Below are 23,976 nucleotides of genomic sequence, written 5' to 3'. Positions count from 1 at the left end.
GGACGACCATGCGCGCAAATCGATCGTGCGCAAGGGCACTTCTTCGGCGTGCCCACACCCTGCGGTGATTCCCCGGGCGACCGGTCCACGACGGCGGCGTCGCGAAGGCGCCCCGGAACCATCGCGTGCTTCGAAAAAAGCGAGCTGCCTCGGAGGCTTGCGGAGAGTGGCGCGGCTTGACCGCCTCCGATCCTACCCGGCCTGATGCGGCGCTTCGGCGATGCCCGAGCGGTCCGTAGACCCGATTCGTGCCTGCACCGTCCTGTGGCGGGGGCGATACGCCCGCGCGGAAGTCATCGCAAAGTCCCGCAGCGCCATATTGTAGCCCGGACGCCATGAGTTCTTAACCGCACCCCGACACGTTCGCGGCAAGGGGTGCTTCGGACACGGCGTCATGCGCCGGCGGCCGGGCACCACACGCCGTACCCTACGTCAGATCAGAGTTCGCCCGATGCTGAAACAGGCTCTCCATCCCAGGTCTTCCGGCCTCCACAGGTCCCTTGGCCTCGCCCTCGCCGCGTCCGTGGCCTTCATGGCTCAGTCCGCTTCCGCCCGCGAGCCCAGCGGCTACGCCCAGGCCGAGTGGGCGCAGGACTACGCCGCGCCGACCACCATGCAGGTGCAGCGCTCCTCGACGCCGATCCTGTCGCCGCAGACGATCGCCGCTTCGGAGCAGACTATCGAGCGCTACCGGGATATCGTGAACCGGGGTGGCTGGAAGCCGGTCTCGGGGGCCGACCGCCTGCGCATCGGCTCCAAGGGCCCGGCCGTGAGCGCCGTGCGTCAGCGCCTGATCATCTCCGGCGACCTCGATTCGGCGTCCGGCGGCTCGGGCGTCTACGATTCCTACGTGTCGGCCGGCGTGAAGCGTTTCCAGGCCCGCCACGGCCTCAGCCAGACCGGTGCCATGAGCATGGCGACCCAGCAGGCCATGAACGTGCCGGCCGATATTCGCCTGCACCAGCTCGAAATCAACGTGGTGCGCCTGCGCTCCTACGCGGGCAACCTCGGCAACCGCTTCGTCATCACCAACATCCCCGCCGCCCTGGTCCAGACCGTGGAGAACGGCCAGGTCGTGACCCTGCACGCCGCCGGCGTCGGCAAGATCGACCGCCAGTCGCCTATCATGAACACCAAGGCAACGCAGATCAATTTCAACCCCTTCTGGACGGTCCCGGCTTCCATCGTGAAGAAGGACCTCATCCCCAAGATGCAGAAGGATCCGAACTACCTCACCGACAACAAGATCCGCATCTTCACCGGTGAGACCGAGATCTCCCCGGCCTCGGTGAACTGGAATTCGGACGAGGGCACGCGCTACCGCTATCGCCAGGATTCGGGTGCCGACTTCAACTCCATGGGCATCGTGCGGATCAACATTCCGAACCCGCACGGGGTTTTCATGCACGACACCAATTCGAAGGGCGTCTACGGTGACGACTTCCGCTTCATCTCGTCGGGCTGCGTGCGCGTGCAGAACGTGCGCGAGTACATCACCTGGCTCCTCAAGGACACGCCCGGCTGGGGCCGCGACCAGGTCGAGCAGGCCATCGAGAGCGGCAAGCGCGTCGACGCCACCCTGAGCACTCCCGTGCCGGTCTACTGGACCTACATCACCGCCTGGGCGACCCCGGACGGCTCGGTGCAGTTCCGCGACGACATCTACAAGCGCGACGGCGTGAACGTGCCCTCCACCCTCTCGGCCCCGACCCCCGTCGCTAGCGCCGAGCCGGTGCCGAGCTTCGAGCCGGGCGACGAGGAGAACTAAGGCAGCGAAAGGGGATCGGCTTCTCGAGTCCCTGATCTTTTCCGGGGCGGGTGCCATAGGGCCCCGTCCCGGATGACGGCATCCTGTCTGTTGTGTTTGCTTGTCGATCCCGGCCGATTCGGGACATTTGGCTCGTGTAAGGCCGGGACGAGCACAAAGTCACTTCGCGAAAACAGTTCTCAATGGCGTAGGGAAGCCTCGATCTTCGGTAGCAGAAGTTCGTTCTCGCGTGCCATGCGTATCGCCTCTTGGTCCCGGAGGATAAGACTGTCCTGGGGATCGAATACGACGCCGTCACGCATCTGGGCGAGTGTCACGGCAGCGATATAGGCGGCAACGCATTCGGGTAAACCGGACCAATAGAAGGCATAAGCGGTGCTCCACCTCCGACCAAAGTCGATATCGTCGTAGGTTTCCGTGAGTTTGTCAAAATCGCACGGTCGAAATTCGAACGAAGCATCACGGGTTTTCCATTTTGCTTTGAGCAGGCCCCCTTCCCCTATGAGGATCTGATCTCGGGAGAATTTCAAGTCGAACCCAAATCCGTCGATGGTTTTTTGCCATTCGATAAGGTTCGGAAACTGGCCGTCATAGAAAACGTAAAGATCCATGCTCATGGGTTCGGCCCTATGATTGAGAATGAACTAACCATCGCGTAGATGTAGCTTTTCGCGTCGAGTCCCTTCGAGATGTGCAGCTCGACGATAGGGACGTCGTCGCCGACGCCGAGATGCTGTCGGATCTGTGCCGCGCGTTCCGGGGTGAGCTTCGCGCCACCGGTCTTGACATCCCATACCGCCAAGATGGGCGCGGCATTCGTTCGACCGTCGCGGAGAACAATATCCGTCCTGATGCTGCCATCGAGGCCATACCGCACGGTGTCGCCGAGACTGAAACTCTGTTCGACTCCGCGCCGGCCTATCCCAGGAAAATCGGACTCTCTGATGAGTTTTGCTGCCTCGGTGTGGATGGCCGTTCCGTAGAGAGGCCCCCTTCCGGTCCCGACATTGGCGACGACTTCCTTCATGACCTCCACGAGGCGATCGGACGTCAGATCGATCTTCGGATGACCGGTCCGGTCGCGTCGAACGACGACGATGCCAGGTCCGCCTCCTCCACCATTCCACCGCCCTCTCTCGTCGCGAGACTGGCTGGCGTTGAACCCGGCCTTCACGGCATCGTAGGCGCTTCGAAGTAGAGCCAGTCGCAAGCGGATGGCAGCGACCTCGCATCGGTGGAGAGCAATCTGGAACTGCCGCGACATCATGCGTACCTCCGAATCGATGTAGGTCCTTATTCCCATACCATCTCGGAAAATACAACTTATGAGTGTTTTATCGCGTGACGATCGTTCCGGTTTGGCATCGCCGGAGTGGCGGCACGGTTTGTTCCAGGACTTCGTGCCTTCGTTTCAGAGAGCGCGTGAAAGTTTTTTTGTAGGACACCGCAAATTAGCTGCGCTTGGCCCGATCCCGCCGCCCGTGTAATAAAATGCGCATCGAGCGTCCGCCCGCCGTAACGCCAGCGGATAACGGACGCCTTCGCCCGTTCAACAATCGAGGCCATCCATGAGCGCCGGTACCGTTGCCGACAAGCACTTCTCGAATTCGTTCTTCAACGCGTCGCTCGCCGACGCCGATCCGGAAGTGGCCGCCGCCGTCGGTCAGGAACTCGGTCGTCAGCAGCACGAGATCGAGCTGATCGCCTCCGAGAACATCGTCTCCAAGGCGGTGCTCGAGGCTCAGGGGTCGGTCCTCACCAACAAGTACGCCGAGGGCTATCCGGGTCGCCGCTATTACGGCGGCTGTCAGTTCGTCGACATCGCCGAGAACCTCGCCATCGAGCGCGCCAAGCGCCTGTTCGATTGTGGCTTCGCCAACGTGCAGCCGAATTCCGGCTCCCAGGCGAACCAGGGCGTATTCATGGCTCTCATGCAGCCGGGCGACACCTTCCTCGGCCTCGACCTCGCCGCCGGCGGCCATCTCACCCATGGCGCGCCTCCGAACGTCTCGGGCAAGTGGTTCAAGCCGGTCTCCTACACCGTGCGCCGCGACGACCAGCGCATCGACATGGAGCAGGTCGAGGCCCTCGCTCACGAGCACAAGCCCAAGGTGATCATCGCGGGTGGTTCCGGCTATCCCCGTCATTGGGACTTCGCCAAGTTCCGTGAGATCGCCGATGCCGTCGGTGCGTACTTCTTCGTCGACATGGCCCACTTCGCCGGCCTCGTCGCCGCCGGGGCGCACCCGTCGCCGTTCCCGCACGCGCACGTCGCCACCACCACGACCCACAAGACCCTGCGCGGCCCACGCGGCGGCATGATCCTGACGAACGACGAAGCGCTCGCCAAGAAGTTCAACTCGGCGATCTTCCCCGGCCTCCAGGGCGGCCCGCTCATGCACGTCATCGCCGGCAAGGCGGTCGCCTTCGGCGAGGCCCTCAAGCCCGAGTTCAAGATCTACGCCCGTCAGGTCATCGAGAACGCCAAGGCGCTGGCCGACACCCTGATGTCGGGCGGCTACGACATCACGTCCGGCGGCACCGACAACCACCTGATGCTCGTCGATCTTCAGAAGAAGGGTCTCACGGGCAAGGCTGCGGAAGCGGCGCTCAGCCGCGCCGACATCACCTGCAACAAGAACGGCGTCCCGTTCGATCCGGCCAAGCCCACCATCACGTCGGGCATTCGGCTGGGCACCCCGGCCGGCACCTCGCGCGGCTTCGGCGTCGCCGAGTTCAAGCAGATCGGCGGCTTCATCGTGGAAGTCCTCGACGGCTTGGTCGCCAAGGGCGAAGCGGGTGATGCCGAGATCGAGGCGGCCGTGAAGCAGAAGGTTCACGCCCTCACCGACCGGTTCCCGATCTACGCTTGAGACCAGGCGGTGTTCGCGCTTAACGCGTGCACCGCAACACGCTAAGGGAAACGGCCGCGGACCGGAGGGTGCGCGGCCGTTTCTCGTTCTTCCCCGCTCCCCGCACAGGTGTCCGCCCAATGCGCTGTCCCTATTGCAGCGGCCCCGACACCCAGGTGAAGGATTCGCGCCCCACCGACGACGCCATCCGGCGGCGCCGGGTCTGCCCGGATTGCGGTGGCCGCTTCACCACCTTCGAGCGGGTGCAACTGCGCGAACTCACGGTGCTCAAGCGCTCGGGTAAGCGGGTGCCGTTCGACCGGGACAAGCTCGAGCGCTCCATCGGCGTGGCCCTGCGCAAGCGCGCCGTCGACCCGGAACGCGTCGAGCGCCTCGTCAGCGGCATCACCCGGCAGCTCGAGAGCGGCGGCGAGGGCGAGATCACCACGGAATCCATCGGCGAACTGGTGATGGAGGGGCTGAAGGGGCTCGACGACGTCGCGTATGTGCGCTTCGCCTCTGTCTATAAGAACTTCCGCGAGGCCAGCGACTTCAAGGCGCTCCTGGGTACCTTGGCCGAGGCGCCACCCGGGGCCGCTCAGGGCGAGGAGTCCGACAGCACGGTGACGCCCCTGCGCGCCAAGCCCCGTCCGCGACCATGAGCGCGCGCGACACCGCCTACATGCGGCTGGCCCTGGCCCTCGGCCACCGCAATCTTGGGCGGACCTGGCCCAACCCCTCCGTCGGCGCCGTCATGGTCGCGGACGGGCGCATCGTCGGACAGGGCGTGACCGAGGCCGGCGGGCGGCCCCATGCCGAACCTCAGGCCCTCGCCATGGCGGGCGCGGCCGCGCGCGGCGCCACCCTCTACGTCACCCTGGAGCCGTGCTCGCATCACGGCCGCACTCCGCCCTGCACCGACGTCATCGTGGCGTCCGGGATCGCCCGCGTGGTGACTGCCCTCGAAGACCCCGATCCGCGCGTCGCCGGACGGGGACACGCCCTCCTGCGCCAGGCCGGGATCGCCGTCGCGACGGACGTCCTGCGGGAGGAGGCGGCCCGCGACCATCGCGGCCACGTCACCCGCGTGACCCTCGGACGGCCGAGCCTGCACCTCAAGCTCGCCCGGACCCGGGACGGCTTCGCCGCCGGGGCGCCTGACCAGCGCCTGCGCATCACCGGCGCAATCGCCGACGGCGCCGTCCACCTGTGGCGGGCCCATGCCGACGCGATCCTCGTCGGCATCGGCACGGCCCGGGCCGACGACCCGTCGCTCACCGTGCGCCTGCCCGGCCTGTCCGGGCGCTCGCCCCTGCGCGTCGTCCTCGATTCGAGCCTGCGGCTCCAGCCGTCGAGCCACCTCGTTCGAGGCGCGCGCGACATTCCCACCCTCGTGGTCACCACCCGCAACGCGCCCGCCCATGTGAAGCGGATGCTTATTTCGTTCGGCGTCGAGGTGATCGGCGTCGCCGCCGATGCGGCCGGGCGGGTCGATCTGCCCGCTGCCCTGGAAGCCTTGGCCGAGCGGGGCTTCACCCGCCTATGCTGCGAGGGCGGCCCCCGCCTCGCCGATGCCCTGGCGCGCGCCGACCTCATCGATGTCTGCACCCTGATCACCGGACCCACGGCCCTCGGGACGGGCGGCCTGCCGGCCATCGGGTCGCACCTCGCATCCAGCCTGGAGGAGGGCCATCTGAAGCCCGTCGAAGCGCGCACGTTCGGTCCCGATCGCGCGATCACGTATGAGCGGAGCGTCTAGATGTTCACCGGTCTCGTCACCGATGTGGGAGAGGTCGTCGGCGTATCGGGGGACGACCGCCTGCGCCGCATCCGCATCCGCTCCGCCTACGATCCGGCCACCATCGCGCTGGGCGCCTCCATCGCCTGCTCCGGCCCGTGCCTGACGGCGGTCGCCGTGGACCCGGTGGCGGGGGGATGCGAATTCAGCGTCGACGCCGCCGCCGAGACCCTGGCGCTGACCACCGTCGGCACCTGGGTCGCGGGCACGCGGGTCAACCTCGAACGCTCCCTGAAGATCGGCGACGAACTCGGCGGCCACCTCGTCACCGGGCATGTCGATGGCCGTGCCGAGATCGTCGCCCGCGACTCCGTCACCGGGGGTACCGGCGATCCGCAATGGGCGCCGAGCGACCGCTTCACCCTGCGGGCTCCGGCCGGCCTGTCGCGCTTCATCGCCCAGAAGGGTTCGGTCTGCCTCGACGGCACCTCGCTGACGGTCAACACGGTTGCCGACGATCTCTTCTCCGTCCTCCTCATCCCCCACACCCTGGCGGTGACGACGTGGGGCCAGCGGCGCCAGGGCGATGCCCTCAACCTCGAGGTCGATCTCATCGCTCGCTACGCCGCGCGCCTCACGGAGGCGCAAGGCGCCCTGACCCGCTGAAGCCCTCCGCCGGGGAGCCGCTTGTCGGCCGGGCGCCTTCGGTCTATCGCTCGGCCCTTCCGATCGGGCAGGCTACGGCACGGGCTCGACGCGCGAGCCGGGACAACCCGGCCGATCCAGGGCGGCAACGTCGAGACGCACGAAAAGTCCGCTCCCGCGCCGCGCATCCACAAGGCCCCACGATGGTTTCGACCCAGCACGTCCCCCGCCCGTCGCCCGCCATCGTCCGGGGCGCCCGCGTCCTCGTGGTCGAGGCCCGCTACTACGACGAACTCGCCGATGCGATGCTGGCGGGCGCGCGTGCCACCCTCGACGCGGCCGAGGCGGAGACGACGGTGGTGACCGTGCCGGGCGCCCTCGAAATCCCTGCCGCCATCGCCATCCTGGTCGAGGCCGCCGCCCGCGCCGGCCAGCCCTACGACGCCGCCGTGGCGCTGGGCTGCGTCATCCGGGGCGAGACCGGACATTACGACATCGTCGCGAACGAGAGCGCGCGCGCCCTCATGGACCTCTCCGTCGCCCGGTTGCTGCCGCTGGGCAACGGCATCCTGACGGTGGAGACGGAGGCGCAGGCCTTCGCCCGCGCCCGCGTGTCCGAACTGAACAAGGGCGGCGGTGCCGCCGAGGCGGCGCTGGCGGTGCTGGCCCTGAAGCGGGCCGCCGCGGCCGCGCCCGTCGGAGAGGATTGAGCCCCATGGCCAAAGTCATCGAGCGCAGCGGCGCGCGCCTCTCCGTGGTGCAGGCGCTCTACGAGATGGAGATTTCCGGCAAGGGCGTCATCGAGGCAGTGGCCGAGTTCGAGACCTTCTGGATCGGCCAGACCGTCGACGGTGTCGAGCACCCGCCGGCCGAGATCGCCTTCTTCCGCGATCTCCTGCGCGGCGTGGTCGAGGAGCAGCGCGCCATCGATCCGATGCTCGACAACGCCCTGTCGCAGGGCTGGCCCCTGAAGCGCATCGAGATGGTCCTGCGCGCGATCCTGCGCGCCGGGGCCTATGAGCTCATGCACCGCCGCGACGTGCCGGCCCGTGCCGCCATCTCCGAATACGTCGATGTCGCCCACAGCTTCTATGGCGGCGACGAGCCCGGCATGGTCAACGCCGTCCTCGACAAGGTGGCCCGCGAGGTCCGGGGCCAGGAATTTGCTGGTCTGCCGGGTTCCAGCCTGCCCGGTTCGGGCCGGGCGTGAGCCGCGACCGTCCCACCGAGGACGGGCTGATCGCGCGTTACTTCGCGCCGCTGGCCGGCCCCGGCGCAGACGGGATGCGCGACGACGCCGCCACCCTGACGCCGACCCCCGGCCACGACCTCGTGCTGACCGCCGACGCCATCGTGGCCGGTGTGCACTTCTTCCCCGACGATCCGCCGTCCTCCATCGCCCGCAAGGCCGTCGGGGTGAACTTTTCGGATTTGGCCGCCAAGGGGGCGGCTCCGCGCGGCATTCTCCTGACCCTGGCCTTGCCCGACGATTGGACGGAGGCGTGGCTCGCCGCCTTCGCCACAGGCCTCGGCGACGCCCTGTCGGCGTTCGGCGGCGCGCTGCTGGGCGGCGACACGGTCCGGGCCGCCGGGCCCCTGTCGGTGGGCGTCACTGCGCTGGGCGAAGTGCCCGCCGGCACCATGGTGCGGCGGATGACGGCGGCGATCGGCGACGTGCTCTGCGTCAGCGGTACCATCGGCGACGCCGCCCTCGGCCTGCCCCTGTGCCGTTCACCCCTGCCGGATTGGGGCGATGCCATCGGCGCGGCGGATCGCGCCGCCCTGGTCGCCCGCTACCGGCATCCGCGCCCGCGCCTCGGCCTCGCACCGGTCCTGCGGCGGCACGCCCGCGCCGCCATGGACATCTCGGACGGGCTCGCGGGGGATCTCGCGAAGATGCTGAAGGGGGAGGGGCGCTGCGCCCTTGTCCGTCTCGCCGACGTTCCGCTCTCCCAAGCTGCTGCAAGCGCCGCAGCGCACGCGCCGGACCTGATGGATACGATCGTCACCGGGGGAGACGATTACGAGATTCTCTGCGCGGTTCCACCCGAAAGCCTCGCGGCGATCCGCGCCGGGGCGGAAGCCGTCGGCATCCCCCTCCACCCCATCGGTACGGTCTTGGCCGGGGACGGGGCCCCCGTCTTCGAAGCCGCGGATGGCGCGCGAAAGACCTACGCGGCGGCCTCCTTCAGCCACTTCTGACGCGGCGCATCAGGCGGCCTCGTCGTCCTCGGGCGGCTCCGGATCGGCGGTCCACTGGGTGGCGAAGGCCGCGAGCTGGCGCGCGTCGGCGAACGCCATCACGGCGACCACCCGGTCGGCCGGCATCGCGCCCGGATAGGGGGCGAGCAGCACCTTCTCCTGGGAGAACTTCGCGCCGGGCGCGTGTTCGGCGATCCAGGCCTCGGCCTCCGGCGCGAGCCGGGTCGGATCGGAGGCGTCGCGAGCGCGGGAGTCCGACCGCAACACCAGCACGTAGGGGCCGAGCGTCGGGTTACGCTGCTGAAGAGCCTGGATGATGTCGATCATGGTGTCCTCGTCGCGCACCGGACCCGAGCCGGCGGCGGCCTACGGTTGAATATCTTCGCTGATCCTGTTTCCGGCTCGATCGTTCGGGTGCCGGCGCGCGGGTCCCCCTCTCCTTCCAGGAGAGGGGGCACGTCGCGTGAATACCGACCGAAGTCATCACCCGGAAACCGTATCAGCCAAAAACCCTCAGTGCAGTTTCACCCGCGATTCCGTACGGCGGGTCAGGGCCCGGGCGACGGCGTCGAGGGCGGTCTTCACGGTGCCGTGCAGGGCCTGCTCGTGCATCTTGTACAGCGAGCGGTACATCATCCGGGCGAACAGCCCGGCGATGAACATGTTCTTGCCCCGCACGAAGCCCATCAGGCTGCCCACCGTCGAGTATTCGCCGAGGGACACCAGCGAGCCGAAGTCGCGGTACTTGAACGGCTTCAACGGCTTGCCGGCGATCTTGGCGGGGATGAGCTTGATGAGATGGCTCGCCTGCTGATGCGCCGCCTGGGCGCGGGGCGGGATCGGCGTATCCGAGCCCTTCTCCACGAGGTAGGCGCAGTCGCCGATGGCGAAGATGTCTGGGTCGCGCGTGGTCTGCAGGGATGGCGTCACCACGAGCTGGTTGTTGCGCGTGGTCTCGAGGCCGCCGATGTCGTGCAGGAACGGCGGCGCCTTCACGCCGGCGGCCCAGACCACGAGTTCGGACGGAATGAAGCCCCCGTCGGCGAGTTGCACGCCGTCGGCCCGGACCTCGGTGACGCGGGCGTTGATCCGCACTTCGACGCCGATCTTGTCGAGCAGGCGCACCACGTCCTGCGACAGGCGCTCGGGCACCGCCGGCAGGATGCGGGAGGCCGCCTCCACCAGGGTGATCTTGAGGTCTTTGTCCGGGTCGATCCGGTCGAGGCCCGTGGAGGCCACGTCGCGGGTGGTCCGATGCAGCTCGGCCGCGAGCTCGGTGCCCGTCGCGCCGGCGCCGATCACCGTAACGTGGAGCTGGCCCGGACGCACGGGGCCGACCTGGGTGTGGGCGCGCAGCATGCCGTTGACGAGGCGCTGGTGGAAGCGCACCGCCTGGTCCTGCGTGTCGAGGGCGATGGCGTTCTCCTTCACCCCCGGCGTGCCGAAATCGTTGGTGGTGGAGCCGACCGCGAGCACCAGGGTGTCGTAGCCGATGGACCGCACGGGCGTGACCTCGCGCCCCTCCGCGTCGTGGCTCGCGGCGAGCTGGATCGTGTGCGTCGCCCGGTCGAGACCGGTCATCTGGCCGATGCGGTAGCGGAAATGGTGGCGGTGGGCGTGGTGGAGGTAATCCACCGCGTGGTGGCCGACATCGAGGCTGCCGGCGGCGACCTCGTGCAGCAGCGGCTTCCAGATATGGGTGCGCGCGCGGTCGACGAGGGTGACGTGGGCCTTGCCGGACTTGCCCAGCGCGTCGCCGAGCTTCGTCGCCAGCTGAAGGCCCGCCGCGCCGCCGCCGACGACCACGATGCGATGCAGGTTTTCCACGGATTCGCCCGGTACCATGCGTTTGTCGTCCTGCGTCTCGTCAAGGAAGGGGGCGGATGTCGAGCCAGCGTGAACGCCGTGTGGCGCCGGGGGCACCGCCCATTCTTAGAACGCTTATATTTGGGGTGAGCCCGTTCGGGTCAAAGAAAATTATGCGTCAGGCAGGCGCGCCGGGCTGGCGCAGGGGGTGCGCCCGCGCGAAGGCCTCCTGCGACAGGCAATCCTCCGCGATGCGCCGGACCGTCGGGTAGGGCGCGGTCTCCACTCCGAAGATGCCGGTGCCGACCCAGAGGCTGACAAGGCAGAGGTCGGCGTGGCTCACCGCGTCGCCTTGCGCGTAGCGTCCGGTCCCAGGCTCCTGGGTCAGGCGAGTCTCGAGGGTCTTCAACCCGCTCTCGAACCAGTGGCGCACGAAGCCCATCATCCGGTCCTTCGGGATGTCGTAGGCCTGCATGAGGTAGTTGCGCACCCGGGGCACATAGAGCGGGTGGGTGTCGCAGGCCACCACCTGGGCGAGCGAGCGGGCGCGGGCACGGGCGCGCGGATCGGCCGGCAGCAGCGGCACGGCGGGGTGGATGTCCTCGAGATAGTCGAGGATGGCGAGCGACTGGGTCAGGGGCGGCCCGTCGCCGTCGAAGAAGGCCGGCACCGCGCCCTGCGGGTTGATCGCCAGGAACTCTGGCTTGAATTGGTCGCCCGCATCGAGATCGATGAAGGTCTCTTCGCAGGGGATGCCCTTGAGGTTGAGGGCGATCCGCACCCGGAAGGCGGCGGCCGAGCGCCAGTTGCCGTACATCTTCACGCGCGTCGTCTCTCCGTGGCGATGCGCGACCACACCCGACATCGCTCCGGACCGCAACCCCCTCCGCCGGGGACCGTCATGAAACCGATGCGGTGGCCGTGATCCTGCTTTGTCGCAGGCGAATTTGGCAGCGCGGGATTCCTCGCGCATAGCGGACCGACGCTGAAGACGCGGGCGCGCGGCCCCAGGGATGGACGAGCATGCAGATCGAGACGCCCTACCTCATGTTCCTCGGCGACGTACCCGACACCCTGGCGGCCAAGACCGCCTACGGCATCAAGGATTGGCGTCCCGAATGGTGCGTCGGCCAGATGCGTCTGCCCGGCTGCGCCGCCGATCTCGGCATTCCCGACCTCACCCTCGCGCAAGCCGTGGAGAAGGGCTGCCGCACGATGGTGATCGGTGTCGCTAACGCGGGGGGCGTCCTGCCCGACCACTGGGTCTCGGAGATCGTCGCGGCGCTGGAGGCCGGCCTCGATATCGCCAGCGGGCTGCACGCCCGCCTCGGCGCCGTGCCGGCCATCGCGGCGGCGGCCGAGGCCAACGGGCGCCAGCTCCACGACGTGCGCCACACCTCCGAGACTTTCGCCACGGGCAAGGGCACGAAGCGTCCCGGCAAGCGCCTGCTCAGCGTCGGCACCGACTGCTCGGTGGGCAAGAAGTACACGGTGCTGGCGCTCGAGCGCGGCATGCGGGATCGCGGCCTCGACGCGGATTTCCGCGCTACGGGCCAGACCGGCGTGTTCATCTCGGGACGTGGCGTCGCCATCGACGCCGTGGTGGCGGACTTCATCTCCGGCGCCGTCGAGTGGATCGCCCCGGCGGCCGCGCCCGACCATTGGGACCTTCTGGAAGGGCAGGGCTCCCTGTTCCACCCGTCCTTCGCCGGCGTCAGCCTCGGGCTGCTGCATGGAGCGCAGGCCGACGCGTTCATCGTCTGCCACGAGCCGAGCCGCACCGCCATGCGGGGGGTGCAGCATCCTCTGCCGACGATCCGGGAGGTCATCGACCTCACGGTGCAACTCGGACGCCTCACCAATCCCGACATCCGCCCCGTGGGGATCGCGGTGAACACCCAGAGCCTGGAAGAGGGCGCCGCCCGGACGCTGCTCGCCGATCTGGCCCGCGAGCACGGCCTGCCGGCCACCGACCCCGTGCGCTTCGGCGTCGACGAGATTGTCGATCGCCTCGTCGCCGAGTTCCCGGCCGGGGCCAGCGCATGAGCCGGGTCTTGACCGCAGCCGTCGAGCGCTTCCCCATCGCGGGGGCGTTCACCATCGCGCGCGGCAGCCGCACGGAGGCCGTCGTGGTCCTTGCCACCATCACGGATACGGAGGGGCGTGTCGGACGCGGCGAGTGCGTGCCGTACGCCCGCTACGGCGAGACCGTGGAGAGCGTGCGTGACCTCATCCTGGCGCAGGCCGATGCCATCGCGGCCGGGGCGTCGCGGACGGATCTGCTCACCGCAATGAAGCCGGGCGCGGCCCGCAACGCCCTCGATTGCGCCCTGTTCGACCTGGAGGCGAAGCAGCTCGGCCGCCCGGCCTGGGAGATCGCCGGTCTCAGTGCCCCCGAGGTCGCCACCACCGCCTACACCCTCAGCCTCGGCGATCCGAAGAGCATGGAGGCCGCCGCCCGCGCGGCCACCGCCCGTCCGCTCCTCAAGGTGAAGCTCGGGGGGGAGGGCGACCCGGACCGGATCGCCGCCGTGCGCCGCGGGGCGCCCCGATCGCGCCTCGTGGTCGATGCCAACGAGGCATGGCGGCCCGAGACCCTGGAAGCGAACCTCGCCGCTTGCGTCGCGGCGCAAGTCGAACTCATCGAGCAGCCCCTGCCGGCGGGCGAGGACGAGATCCTGGCCACCATCCCGCGGCCGATCCCGATCTGCGCCGACGAGAGCCTGCACGACCGCGCCGGCCTCGACGCCCTGGCGACCCGCTACGACGCCATCAACATCAAGCTCGACAAGGCCGGCGGCCTCACCGAGGCGGTGATGCTGGCCCACGAGGCCCGTGCCCGCGGCTTCTCCCTGATGATCGGCTGCATGGTCGGAACATCGCTCGCCATGGCGCCCGCCATGCTGCTGGCGCACCACGCCGATTTCGTCGATCTCGACGGTCCGCTGCTTCTGGCCCGGGACCGAGACCCCGCCCTGGTGTTCGACGGCAGCCTGATCCACCCGCCGACGCCGGAGTTGTGGGGGTAGGTTCGGTGCCGTTGCCCGCACGCCGGTCTCCTCAGGGCGCGCCGACCACCCGGAGCGGGCTCGAACGACGCGCCCGGCTCGTCGTGTCAGGCGCAGCACAGCGGGTCTGGTTGCGGCCGGCGGCCTTGGCCTCGTAGAGCGCGATATCGGCGCGTTTGTAGAGATCGGCCGTCGCGCTGCCGACGCCGGGGGTCGGCACGACGGTCGCGGCGCCGATGCTCACGGTGACCGAACCCGCGCCCAGGGACGCCGCCTCCACCGTCAGCGTCGCCATCTCCGCGTGGATGCGATCGGCGATCCGTAGGGCACCCGCCGAGTCCGTTTCCGGCAGGAGCAGGACGAACTCCTCCCCGCCGACACGAAAGACGAGATCCTCGGGACGGTGAACGCTGGCTGCGAGGCAGCGCGCCAGCCCGATCAGCACCTCGTCGCCGACCGCATGGCCGTAGCGGTCGTTGTAGCGCTTGAAATGGTCGGCATCGACCACGAGCAGGGACAGCGGTTCGCCGGTGTGCCCGGCACTCCGCCACGCGCGATCGAACATCGTCTCGAAGCGCCGCCGGTTCGACAGGCCCGTGAGGGCATCCGTCTGCGACAGCCGGGCCAGCTCCGCCTGCGCCTCCGAGCGGCGGCGCAACTCGCGTCCGAACAGCAGCGAGAGGCTGGCGGTGAGGCCGCACAGCACGAGGACGATGAGGCCGAGGACGAGGGCGTGCTCGCGCCACTCGGCCTCGACCTCGTCGCGGGACAGGGCGACGTTGAGGAGCATCGGATGATCGCCGATGCCCGTGAAGCTGTAATGCCGTTCGAACCCGTCGCTGAACGTGCGGCTGACGAAGCTGCCGCGTCCTTCGCGGACGAAGCGAACGAAGTTCGGGACCTCGGCGAAGCTCTTGCCGATGGTGTCTCCGTCGAACGGATAACGCATGATGCGTGTGCCGTCGCGCAGATACAGCGCGATGGTGCCGAGGCGCCCGAGACCGATATCCTCGAACAACCCGCTGAAGTACGTCAGCTTCAGCGAGCCCAGAACGACACCGCCGAACGAGCCGTCCGGCTTGTCGATGCGGCGGCTGAGGACGAGGACTTGGGTTCCGAGAAGCTGCGACACGATGGGGCCGCTGATCACGAGGCCGAGATCGGCGCGCGCCCGGTGTGCCTGGAAGTAGGCGCGCGCCGAATTGTTGAGCTTGCGCGCCGGCACGGCCCCGGAATCGACGATGCTCTCGCCATGCTCGTCGAGGACGAGCATCACGCCCATGTCTCGCGCCGAGATGGCCCGGTCGAACAGGATGAGCTGCCGCATCTCCGGGGTCGCCTGCGCGACGCCGGGTTCCCGCAGGTTGTCGATGACGCCCTGGAGGGACAGGTCGATGATTTCGATGTTGCGGGCAATGTCGCGTTCGAGAACCTGGAGAAGGTTCTTCGAATTCTGCTCGGCCTTGCTCCAGGCATCGCGGCGCAGGTCGAGCAGCATGATCCCGGACACGAGAAGCATCCCGATCGGCGCGAGAATTCCGAGGGCGATCCCGAGGCGCCCCAGGCGGAGCGTAGGCAAGCGAAGCACGAGCAGGCCGATCGCCGAAAGGATGCGCCGCCGACGAGCCACCACACGCTACCTCCGTGTCCGCATCCACACAACCCAAGGGTAGCACGAGGGAATGAAGCGAAGGTTTCAGTGGTGCGTACGATCGTGTCGAGCGAAGTCCATTTCGCGAAGCGATCGTCGCCAGGTATCCATCGGACCTACCCGCGCACGATGAAGCGCAGGGCATAGACGAGGGCGGTAAACGAGATGAGACTCACCGCGTAGAACACCACGAACCACAGCATGCGCCGGTTTCGCCCCGACGCACCCGAGGATTCGTTACCCTCCGAGCCGCTCCCGCCGGGGTCGGCGCCGCGTCCGGCGTCCCTCAATGTCCGTAACCCCCCGCCTGAATGTCCTCGGCGACTTTGCCGCGAAACACCCAGTAGGCGTAGGCCGTGTAGGCGAGGGTCAAGGGCATGACCACGGCATAGCCGACGAGGGCGAATTGCAGGGCGCTGACGGCGTTGGCGGCCTGCCAGATCGTCATGCGTGGCGGCACGATGTAGGGGAACAGGCTGATGGCGAGGCCGAGGAACCCGAGCAGGAACAGCGCGATGGCGAGGAGGAACGGCGCGAGATGTCGTCCTCCCGCGAGGGCGCGGTGGATGCCCCAGGCCACCAAGGCCGTCACCACCGGCACGGGCGCGACGTAGAGGATGTTGGGCCAGGACACCCAACGCCACTGGATGTCGAGGCCGAGGAACGGCACCCAGGCGCTGACGATGGCCATGCAGGCGACGGTGGCGAGAAGAAACTGCCGGCTCTTGCGGCGCGCCCAGATCTCGAGCTCGCCCGAGGTCTTCATCACGCACCAGGTGGCCCCGAGCAGCCCGTAGCCGCAAACGAGGCCGATCCCCGTCATCACGCTGAACGGGGTCAGCCAGTCGAGGGTCCCGCCGGTGAAGCCGCGCCCCTCCGTCAGGAAGCCCTGCACGAAGGCACCGAGTACCAGTCCCTGCGCGAAGGTCGCCACCAGGGAGCCGTAATGGAAGGCGTAGTCCCACAGCGCCTGCGAACGCTCCGCCTTGAACCGGAACTCGAAGGCGACGCCCCGGAAGATCAGCGCGATGAGCATGAGGATCAACGGCAGGTAGAGGGCCGGCAGCAGGATCGCGTAGGCGACGCTGAACACCGCGAACAGGCCGCCGCCGCCGAGCACCAGCCACGTCTCGTTGCCGTCCCAGATCGGCGCCACGGAGAGCATCATCCGGTCGCGCCAATTCCCCTTCCGAGCGGCGGTGAAGAGGATGCCTACGCCGAGGTCGAACCCGTCGATGACCACGTACATGGCGACCGCGAGCGCGAGCAGTCCCGACCAGATCAGCGGCAGCCAGAAGGCCGGCCCTTCGTAGTCCATGCCGAATCCGAACATCCGACCGCGCCCCCGTCGTCATACTCCCGACAGCAGGTTTAGCCGCACGATCCCCGCAATGCCAACCGGACCCCGCCGGGGCGCTACCGCGACGCGACGCCCCGCCACGGCGGCTGCCGGTCGGCCTCGGCCAAGGTATCGGCGGAGGCCGGACGGGTCGTGCCGAGGCGCCGGACGAGGCCGTCCACCCCTTCGCGCACCAGTTGTTCGCGCGTTTCCGCCGGCATCGCGTCGAAGGCGGCCGCGAGAGCGTGGGCCGGCGCCTGCGGCGACACCGCCGGGAGGGTCGGCACGGCGTCCGGGCGGTCCCTCAGGAGCGCGAGGTAGGACAGGCCGCCGATCACCACGGCGGCACGGATGAGGAACAGCATGGCTCGGTCCAGGGTCCGTACGGGGCGGCGACGAACAGCGTGAACTCCAGGAACGCACGCGAGTGGTAAAGCAGACATGAGCCGGTCGACACGACTCGTCGCGATGGTGAACGGCGTTTTATTGGGTCTGAGATCGAAAGCGTCGTCGGCTTTGTGGGGCCGATACGATCTGGAGCCGGGCGTCACCGGATTTTTCGGGCGTGCCGCCGCGAGAGCCATCCGTCTCGGACGATGCGGTTACTTTCCGGAAAGCATGTGGAGACGTGCGGCACCCCCCTCGCAAGACTCGCTTAAGTCGGCTCTGCGACGGTTCGGTCAGTCGAGTTCAGGTCGAGCCCGAGTTCAAGTCGAACCAAGGGGCGTCGGACGGGCCGGTAAGGCCTCCATCCGCGCTGTGCGTGTCGGTATTGCGTATCTACGGTGCCCTGGCGTCCCTCATCGATACCCGTTTGGCGGGTCTCGTCCATGAGTCGGTGATCGACGACGCCGCCGTGCGGTTTCGTCATGAGCGCTTCCTCGTCTCGCGCCTGGCCACCGGTTTGGTGATGATGCTGGGTCTGCCGCCCTACCTGCTTCTGCGGGGCGTGCCGAGCGGCATCGAGGCCCTCGCCATCGCCAGCCTGCTGCTCCCGGTCTTCGCCGCCGTCCTCCTGTCGCGCACCGGCATCCTCTGGGTGGCGCACGCGATCTCGTCGGCCGGCCTCACCGGCCTCGTGGTCTGCCTCGCGATGATGACGGGCGGCGCCAACTCCGCCGCCGCCATCTGGCTCGTGGCGATTCCCCTCGAGGCCGTGGTCTCGGGCTCGCGCCGGGCAACCCTCGCGGCCGCCATCGTGGCGGCCCTCGGGGCGCTCGCCGTCGCGTTCCTGCCGCCGCTCGGCGTCAGCGGCGTCCTGATGGAATGGTCCCGGACCCTCGCCATGCCGGTCTTCGCCATCACGGCCATCGGCCACATCACCGCCCAGGCCATCGAGCACTTCCGCCACGAAGGCCGGTGGCTCGCCAAGCTGCGCGACAACGAACTGCGCGATCGCATGCTCCTGTCGGCCATCGACGACCTCGTGACCTGGCACGATTGCAACGGACGCGTCATCGAGGCCAGCGCGTCGTCGGCCCGCTTCATCGGCGCCGAGGCAAGCCGCCTGCGCGGTCACGGCCTCCTGGAGCGCGTTCATGTCGGCGACCGGCCGGCCCTGCTTCAGACCCTCAGCGACGTCGCCGCTCACGGCGTGCCCGCCACGGTGCAGTTCCGTCTCCAACTCGACGCCGCCGCTGTGCGGGCCGAGGGGGCCCCCCGCGTGATCTTCGCCGAGATGCGGGCCCACCGCATCGACGCCGCCCGCACAGGCCTGCCCAATGCCCTGGCTTCCGGCTCGAGCGTCGTCGCCGTGACCCGCGACGTCACTGAGCACCGCCGCCACGCCGAGGAATTGGAGCGCGCCCGCGCCGAGGCCGAGCGCGCCGACGAGGTGAAGAGCCGCTTCCTCGCCACCGTGAGCCACGAGCTGCGCACGCCGCTCAACGCCATCATCGGGTTCTCGGAAGTCCTGGCGGGCGAGGGCGCGATGACCATCGGACCGGAGCAGAGCCGGGAATACGCCGTGATCATCGGTGATTCGGGCAAGCACCTCCTCGACGTGGTCAACACGCTCCTCGACATGTCCCGCATCCAAAGCGGCCACTTCGATTACGCGCCGGAGACCTTCGACCTCAACGCCCTCGTGCGGACCTGCTGCGACCTGATGCAGCTCAGGGCCGTGAAGGCCGGCGTGGTCCTCGTCCGCTCCGACGATACCGCACCGATCCACATCACGGCCGACCTGCGCGCCTGCCGGCAGATGATGATCAACCTCCTGTCGAACGCCGTGAAGTTCACGCCGTCCGGCGGGCGGGTGGAGGTCGCCATCCGGCAGGCTGGCCATCACCTCGATCTCATCGTCACCGACACCGGAATCGGCATCGCGGCCGACGATCTGCCCCGGGTCGGCGACCCCTTCTTCCAGGCTCAGAGCGACACCCGCCGCTCGCACGAGGGCACGGGCCTCGGTCTCTCCGTGGTCCAGGGGCTCGTCGGCCTGCACAGCGGCGCCATCGCCATCGAGAGTGTTCCGGGCCAGGGCACGAGCGTCATCGTCACCCTGCCGGTGACCTGCCGGACGCAGGCCAACCTCGCCGGTCCGGCCCCGATCCGCACGGCTTCACGCGTTCCCGGCGCCACAGACACGGCGCGGTCGCCGGCGCCGATCCGTCGGCCCATCGGCCTGTTCGAGGCCTCGTCCGAGCCCGTCCGCGAGAGCTACGTGCCCGACGGAGGTTCGCCCCTGCGGCGTGCCGGATAGGACCGGCCCATCGTCACCCAGAGCGGCCGGACCCGGCCGCTTGCCCCGACCCCCCATCCGCGTCCCGTGCGCGGGTGGGGCGGCCCAGTTTGAGGGAGCCGCCATGCGCGATCAGCGCGAGATCATCGTCCCGCCCCAGCCGCGCGGACCCCGGGCCGATGCCGCCACCCGGCGTCAGCGCGCCGGCGCGAGCGCACGGCCGGGCGGATGGCGGTCCGATCTCGGCGCTGTCGTGCGTTGGGCCGGTCGCCTGTGCGTGACGCGACCCGGCGATGTTCTCGGCTTCGTCGTCGTCGTCGGTGCCGCGGGATTCATCTCCTTGAATGCGCTGGGTTATCAGATGGGCCGTCATCCGGCCCCGATCTTCCCCAAGCCCGCGCCGCGCCCGATCGCGTCCGCGCCGCGCCCGATCGCCGAGAAGCCGCCCGCCCGCCGGATCGAGGCGAACCGGGCCGATGCCGGCGAAGCGGCGAGGGCGGCCGTTCCGAAGGCGGCGGTTCCACAGACATCCGCCAAGGCGGACCCCGCCAGCGCCGAGCCGTCGAAGCCGGATGCACCGAAGTCCGAACCTGCGCGGATCGCCCTCATCCAGCCCGCGCCGCGTCCGGTCTCCCGCGACACCATCGGGGAGATCATCCGCGAGGGCGAGACCACGGCGTCCGTTACGCCGAAGGCCGATCCGGCGGTGGCGAAGGCGCAGCGTGCCCTGGTCAAGCTCGGCTACGGACCCCTCAAGGCGGACGGCGTCCTCGGCACCGGCACTCGGGCGGCCATCGAGCGGTTCGAGCGCGACCGCAAGCTTCCGGTGAAGGGCCAGCCCGCCGGCCGCACCCTGCGCGAACTCGCGGCTCGCGCCGCCGCATCGCCGGGCTGATCGCTTTCGCGGGAAATCCCGCTATAGCCGGGCGATGGCTCGTCTGCGTTCGGATTTCTGGGTCTCGGCCCATCTGCGCCGTCTCGGCATCGAGGGCATCGCCGCCGTCCAGCGGCGGCGCGGCGCGGCGGAAGCGGGGGCGATCTTCGTAAAGGTCGACCGCCTCGACGGCCGCGCCGACCTCTACGGGCCGGCGCCCCAATCCCTCGTCGATACGGACGGCGACATGGATCGGCGCTTCGTCGCACTGATGCGCGAGGCCGAGCCCGCCGATGTCGAGCTCCGCATCGGCAAGGAGGTGCGGTTCGATCACGATCTTTGGATCGTCGAGATCGACGATCGCGCCGGCCGGCACCTCCTCGATCTGGCCGAGTAGGCGCGCTCCGCCCGTCGAGGAACGCTCAGGAACTCTGGCGCAGGCGACCGGGGAGGGCGGGGCGAAGGGGCGCGCGCTCGGCGGCGGCCGGCGAGACGCGCGGGCGCGCGGCGTCGGGGGCGTTGTAGGGCTGGTGCGCCCGTGCATCGCCCGCGCGCTCGGGCAGGGCGGTGTCGAGAATGGCGGCGAGCAGGCTGCGCGCGGCGGGGCGCTGAACCTTGCGGAACAGCTTCACCAGGTCGAACACCCGGTCGACGGAGCGGGCCACGGTCTCGTTGAGGGTCAGGAAGACGTAGACGGCCTCCTCCTCGTGAAGGCCCGCGGCACGCAGGGCGAGGGTGAGCAGGTCGTAGCGCAGGTGCGGGTCCGGCGTCGCGGCCAGGAAATCCCGGCGCAGGCCGAGCATCTCGGCGAGCGCTCCGATGAAGCCGGCGATGTCGCCGCGTCCCGAGAAGCCTGTCAGGATCGCGCCGGCCTCGCGCGGCGGCGGCGGGCATGGGCGCAGGGCCGCGGTCGCGGCCACCGCCTCGCCAATGGCGTCGCGCCGGGCTTCGTCGGCGTAGAGGAACAGGGGCGACAGGTCCGCCGGGACGAGGTCCGTGCGCGCCAGGAGCGCCCGGCCGAGGTCGGCCGACCGCCGTCCGCGCCCGACGAGGCGGGCCAGGGTCTCGGCCCCGAGGACGATGTGCGTGTTGCCCGCGAGCGCCAGGTCGACTTCGCCGACCGCACGGGCCGACAGGGCGTTGACGGTGCTCCGGTCGATGTCGGGACGCGCCGCGATGGCGCCGCCCAGATCCGTGCCGTCGGAGAGCGCAGCCTCGATCACCGTCGGGGTGAGGGTGGGCGCCTGCGCGATCACGGCGTCGCGGACGGCCCCGCCGCGCGCGGCCAGGATCGCAAGGATGCCGGGCGGCGTTTCCGGGAAGGCCGCGAGCTTGCGCGCAACGATCTCGGCGGTCTCCTCGTCGACGATGGGGATAAGGCCGCCGGCCAAGGCCTCGAACGCTTCGAGGGTCTTCCGGTCGCGGAACGGTGCGGACAGGAACAGATCCGTCTGCACGCGCAGGATCACGGGTTTCAGATCGAGGGTGTCGAGGCGCGACAGTTCGATCAGGCCGGAGAGGTCCGGCGCATCGTCGACAGATGGGTGCATGGCACTTCGATTACGCAGAACTCGCTGTCCCGAGACTTAGCGTGTTTGCGTGAATCAGCCTTTAAACCCCCGGGGGTGGGCGCGTGTCGTCCTGCGTCATCCCCGCAGATCACAGGGTGTCCATCGACCCGTGATCCGCCGTGCGGTCGAGACGTCTCACACGATGCGGCGATCCTTCCCGTCGGCCGCCTTGTCCACGGCCTTGGGCATTGGAAGGACCACGGGTGTCGACGTGCCGGCCGGCATCGGGTTAGAGGCGGCGGGAATGCCGGACGCCGCGGGGGAGGGCGTCGTACCGTTCAATCCAGCAGGCACCGGCGGCTGGGCCGGCACCGGTGGCTTGGCGGACTCCGGCGGTCGGGCCGGTTCCGTGGGCTTCGCGGCGTCCAGGGGCTTTGCGACTTCGATGGGCAAGATCGCCCCCTCCGGCGGCTCGGCCTCGTCCGTCCCGCTCTCCGACGGGCCGGCCAGAACCTCCGTCGGGGTCTTCCACACGAAGGCGTCGAGGCGGCCGGTGACGGGAGAGACGGGGGCCCAGCGCTCCGATGCGATGCCGTCGGCGATCCACAGGGGGTCGCGCGGGGCATGGGCCGCACGGGAGAGCCACTCGCGCGAGCGGCCCGTGCCGGCGCCGTGTTCGGCCTCCTCCAGGCGCGCCATGGCGAGGCAGGCCCGCACCGAGGGCCGGTCGGCCAGCAGCGGTGCGAGGGCTTCGCGGGCCTGGGTGAACTCGCGCGCCTCGTAGGCCGCCTGGGCCATGGCGAGGCGAGCCTCGGGATGCCACGACGACAGCCGGGCCAGGGTCTCGGCGCGGGCGAGGCGGTCGCGCACGGAATCGCCGGTGCGCAGGGTCAGGTAGGCCTTGGCGAGATCCGGATGCGGACCGGCGCGCCACGCGGCCTCGATGATCTTGGCGGCCTTCCGCAGGTCGCCGCGGCGCGCGAGCAGGCGCCCGGCCAGAGCCGCCGCCGGTACGAGGTCGGGGGCGAGCTTGACCGCCCGAAGTACCCGCTCGGTGGCGGCTTCCGGCTCGCCGGCTTCGCGCTCCTGCGCGGCCGCGGTGAGGAGCACGGCGCGCTGACGGCGGGCGAGACCCTTCTCGATGAGGCCTAGGGAGGCCCGGCGCTCGACGGTTTCCGACGCGCCGCTCCAATCGCCGTCGGCGCATTGGGCTTCCAGAACGGCCTCGTTGGCCCAGGTGACGCTCGGAGCGAGGCGCGCGGCCTCGGCCGCGTAGGCACGGGCGGACACGTCGTCCTCGCGGCGACGGGCCTCGACGAAGAGGCCGCGTAGGCCGAGCACCCGGGTCTCGGGATCGTCGACCATGCGCTGGAACGCCGATTCGGCGGCCTCGCGGTCGCCGGAAATCTGTGCGGCCTGGGCCTTCAGCAGCAGGGCGAGGGGCTCGGCACCGAGCAGTCGTTCGGCATCGTTGGCGTGGCGCCGCGCCGCCATGGGATCGCCGGAGCCCACCGCGACCATGCCGCGCGACAGGGCCGAGTAGCCCTTGGCCCGGCGCCGGTCGCGCGAGCCGCGCACCAGGGCCTCCGGCAGGGTGATGAGACCGCGCACGATGGCCCAGATGAAGCCGACCACGATGGCGGCGATGAGGACGCCGATCAGCGCGATGGCGAGGCTGGTGGCGACTTCGTAGCCGTTCCACACGATGGTGACGGAGCCGGGATGGTCGGCGACCCAGGTCGCGCCGTAGGCGGCGACGGCGAGGAGGGCCAGGAAGGCGAGAGCGCGCCACATGGGATCAGAAACTCCTGGGCGTGGGGCCGGTCGAGCCGGCGGCGCCGTAATCCGGGAACGGGAGCTTCGGATGCTCCCGTCGATTCATTCGTTGGCGGCATCGGG

General features: G+C 69.4%; 24 protein-coding genes. 13 read left to right on the top strand and 11 right to left on the bottom strand.

The window, feature by feature from the left end; translation table 11 throughout:
* Positions 1-451: 451 nt before the first annotated feature.
* On the top strand, positions 452-1,768 hold the full coding sequence (locus ASF52_RS07250; protein WP_056169914.1) for a L,D-transpeptidase family protein: 1,317 nt from the start codon (positions 452-454) through the stop codon (positions 1,766-1,768).
* A 179-nt stretch (positions 1,769-1,947) separates the two neighbouring features.
* Here ASF52_RS07250 and ASF52_RS07245 read toward each other — a convergent pair whose 3' ends face one another.
* Positions 1,948-2,379, bottom strand: a complete 432-nt coding sequence (locus tag ASF52_RS07245; RefSeq protein ID WP_056169911.1) for a hypothetical protein — start codon at positions 2,377-2,379, stop codon at positions 1,948-1,950.
* Positions 2,380-2,381: 2 nt separating this feature from the next.
* On the bottom strand, positions 2,382-3,035 hold the full coding sequence (locus ASF52_RS07240; protein WP_156630000.1) for a hypothetical protein: 654 nt from the start codon (positions 3,033-3,035) through the stop codon (positions 2,382-2,384).
* 301 nt (positions 3,036-3,336) lie between these two features.
* On the opposite strand from ASF52_RS07240, the gene glyA reads away from it, so the two are divergent.
* The 7 genes from glyA to thiL all read left to right on the top strand — a co-directional run bounded on the left by glyA (position 3,337) and on the right by thiL (position 9,205).
* A complete protein-coding gene (gene glyA, locus ASF52_RS07235) occupies positions 3,337-4,641 on the top strand; it encodes a serine hydroxymethyltransferase (RefSeq protein ID WP_056169904.1) in 1,305 nt (434 codons plus the stop codon).
* A 119-nt stretch (positions 4,642-4,760) separates the two neighbouring features.
* Positions 4,761-5,282 carry a transcriptional regulator NrdR gene (gene nrdR, locus ASF52_RS07230; RefSeq protein WP_056169900.1) on the top strand — a complete coding sequence of 174 codons (522 nt, stop codon included), beginning with the start codon at positions 4,761-4,763 and terminating at the stop codon, positions 5,280-5,282.
* Complete coding sequence (gene ribD / locus ASF52_RS07225) at positions 5,279-6,379, top strand: bifunctional diaminohydroxyphosphoribosylaminopyrimidine deaminase/5-amino-6-(5-phosphoribosylamino)uracil reductase RibD (protein ID WP_056169897.1); 1,101 nt, start codon at positions 5,279-5,281, stop codon at positions 6,377-6,379. The genes nrdR and ribD overlap by 4 nt, the downstream gene beginning before the upstream one ends.
* Positions 6,380-7,024: a riboflavin synthase gene (locus ASF52_RS07220; RefSeq protein WP_056169894.1), complete on the top strand. Its 645-nt coding sequence runs from the start codon at positions 6,380-6,382 to the stop codon at positions 7,022-7,024.
* A 182-nt stretch (positions 7,025-7,206) separates the two neighbouring features.
* Positions 7,207-7,713, top strand: a complete 507-nt coding sequence (ribH, locus tag ASF52_RS07215) for a 6,7-dimethyl-8-ribityllumazine synthase (protein ID WP_056169891.1) — start codon at positions 7,207-7,209, stop codon at positions 7,711-7,713.
* A 5-nt stretch (positions 7,714-7,718) separates the two neighbouring features.
* On the top strand, positions 7,719-8,213 hold the full coding sequence (nusB, locus tag ASF52_RS07210) for a transcription antitermination factor NusB (RefSeq protein ID WP_056169889.1): 495 nt from the start codon (positions 7,719-7,721) through the stop codon (positions 8,211-8,213).
* The gene (thiL, locus tag ASF52_RS07205; protein ID WP_056169886.1) at positions 8,210-9,205 is read left to right on the top strand and encodes a thiamine-phosphate kinase; all 996 of its coding nucleotides are present in this window, start codon (positions 8,210-8,212) and stop codon (positions 9,203-9,205) included. Before nusB ends, thiL begins: the two co-directional genes overlap by 4 nt.
* Before the next feature lie 9 nt (positions 9,206-9,214).
* Here thiL and ASF52_RS07200 read toward each other — a convergent pair whose 3' ends face one another.
* The 3 genes from ASF52_RS07200 to maiA all read right to left on the bottom strand — a co-directional run bounded on the left by ASF52_RS07200 (position 9,215) and on the right by maiA (position 11,834).
* Complete coding sequence (locus ASF52_RS07200; RefSeq protein WP_056170661.1) at positions 9,215-9,532, bottom strand: hypothetical protein; 318 nt, start codon at positions 9,530-9,532, stop codon at positions 9,215-9,217.
* A 186-nt stretch (positions 9,533-9,718) separates the two neighbouring features.
* A complete protein-coding gene (locus tag ASF52_RS07195; protein WP_056169883.1) occupies positions 9,719-11,050 on the bottom strand; it encodes an NAD(P)/FAD-dependent oxidoreductase in 1,332 nt (443 codons plus the stop codon).
* 139 nt (positions 11,051-11,189) lie between these two features.
* Positions 11,190-11,834, bottom strand: coding sequence for a maleylacetoacetate isomerase (gene maiA, locus ASF52_RS07190; protein WP_056170658.1), 645 nt, complete (start codon positions 11,832-11,834; stop codon positions 11,190-11,192).
* 200 nt (positions 11,835-12,034) lie between these two features.
* On the opposite strand from maiA, the gene dgcN reads away from it, so the two are divergent.
* Together dgcN and dgcA are read left to right on the top strand one after the other, a co-directional pair.
* The gene (gene dgcN, locus ASF52_RS07185) at positions 12,035-13,057 is read left to right on the top strand and encodes an N-acetyltransferase DgcN (protein ID WP_056169881.1); all 1,023 of its coding nucleotides are present in this window, start codon (positions 12,035-12,037) and stop codon (positions 13,055-13,057) included.
* On the top strand, positions 13,054-14,040 hold the full coding sequence (gene dgcA, locus ASF52_RS07180) for an N-acetyl-D-Glu racemase DgcA (RefSeq protein ID WP_056169878.1): 987 nt from the start codon (positions 13,054-13,056) through the stop codon (positions 14,038-14,040). Before dgcN ends, dgcA begins: the two co-directional genes overlap by 4 nt.
* Before the next feature lie 31 nt (positions 14,041-14,071).
* On the opposite strand, the gene ASF52_RS07175 is transcribed toward dgcA, so the two are convergent.
* The 4 genes from ASF52_RS07175 to ASF52_RS07165 all read right to left on the bottom strand — a co-directional run bounded on the left by ASF52_RS07175 (position 14,072) and on the right by ASF52_RS07165 (position 17,374).
* Positions 14,072-15,607 carry a sensor domain-containing diguanylate cyclase gene (locus tag ASF52_RS07175; protein ID WP_244473736.1) on the bottom strand — a complete coding sequence of 512 codons (1,536 nt, stop codon included), beginning with the start codon at positions 15,605-15,607 and terminating at the stop codon, positions 14,072-14,074.
* Between the two features lie 179 nt (positions 15,608-15,786).
* The gene (locus ASF52_RS22485; protein ID WP_156368925.1) at positions 15,787-15,960 is read right to left on the bottom strand and encodes a hypothetical protein; all 174 of its coding nucleotides are present in this window, start codon (positions 15,958-15,960) and stop codon (positions 15,787-15,789) included.
* Positions 15,957-17,003 carry a cytochrome d ubiquinol oxidase subunit II gene (cydB, locus tag ASF52_RS07170; RefSeq protein WP_056169875.1) on the bottom strand — a complete coding sequence of 349 codons (1,047 nt, stop codon included), beginning with the start codon at positions 17,001-17,003 and terminating at the stop codon, positions 15,957-15,959. The genes ASF52_RS22485 and cydB overlap by 4 nt, the downstream gene beginning before the upstream one ends.
* An 83-nt stretch (positions 17,004-17,086) precedes the next feature.
* Entirely contained in the window at positions 17,087-17,374 is a 288-nt protein-coding gene (locus tag ASF52_RS07165) for a hypothetical protein (RefSeq protein ID WP_056169872.1), read from the bottom strand.
* A gap of 398 nt (positions 17,375-17,772) precedes the next feature.
* On the opposite strand from ASF52_RS07165, the gene ASF52_RS07160 reads away from it, so the two are divergent.
* From ASF52_RS07160 to ASF52_RS07150, 3 genes are all read left to right on the top strand, one after another.
* Positions 17,773-19,713, top strand: coding sequence for a PAS domain-containing sensor histidine kinase (locus ASF52_RS07160; RefSeq protein ID WP_056169869.1), 1,941 nt, complete (start codon positions 17,773-17,775; stop codon positions 19,711-19,713).
* A gap of 103 nt (positions 19,714-19,816) precedes the next feature.
* Positions 19,817-20,587, top strand: a complete 771-nt coding sequence (locus ASF52_RS07155) for a peptidoglycan-binding domain-containing protein (protein WP_056169865.1) — start codon at positions 19,817-19,819, stop codon at positions 20,585-20,587.
* Between the two features lie 34 nt (positions 20,588-20,621).
* A complete protein-coding gene (locus ASF52_RS07150; protein WP_056169862.1) occupies positions 20,622-20,963 on the top strand; it encodes a DUF1491 family protein in 342 nt (113 codons plus the stop codon).
* Positions 20,964-20,988: 25 nt separating this feature from the next.
* Here ASF52_RS07150 and ASF52_RS07145 read toward each other — a convergent pair whose 3' ends face one another.
* Both ASF52_RS07145 and ASF52_RS07140 read right to left on the bottom strand, forming a co-directional pair.
* Positions 20,989-22,116, bottom strand: coding sequence for a DUF2336 domain-containing protein (locus tag ASF52_RS07145; protein WP_056169859.1), 1,128 nt, complete (start codon positions 22,114-22,116; stop codon positions 20,989-20,991).
* Positions 22,117-22,272: 156 nt separating this feature from the next.
* Positions 22,273-23,871, bottom strand: coding sequence for a heme biosynthesis protein HemY (locus ASF52_RS07140; protein WP_056169856.1), 1,599 nt, complete (start codon positions 23,869-23,871; stop codon positions 22,273-22,275).
* Positions 23,872-23,976: the final 105 nt, after the last annotated feature.

The organism is Methylobacterium sp. Leaf112 (assembly GCF_001423295.1).
In the GTDB taxonomy this organism is placed as follows: domain Bacteria; phylum Pseudomonadota; class Alphaproteobacteria; order Rhizobiales; family Beijerinckiaceae; genus Methylobacterium.
This window is presented reverse-complemented; position numbering and strand designations above follow the sequence as displayed.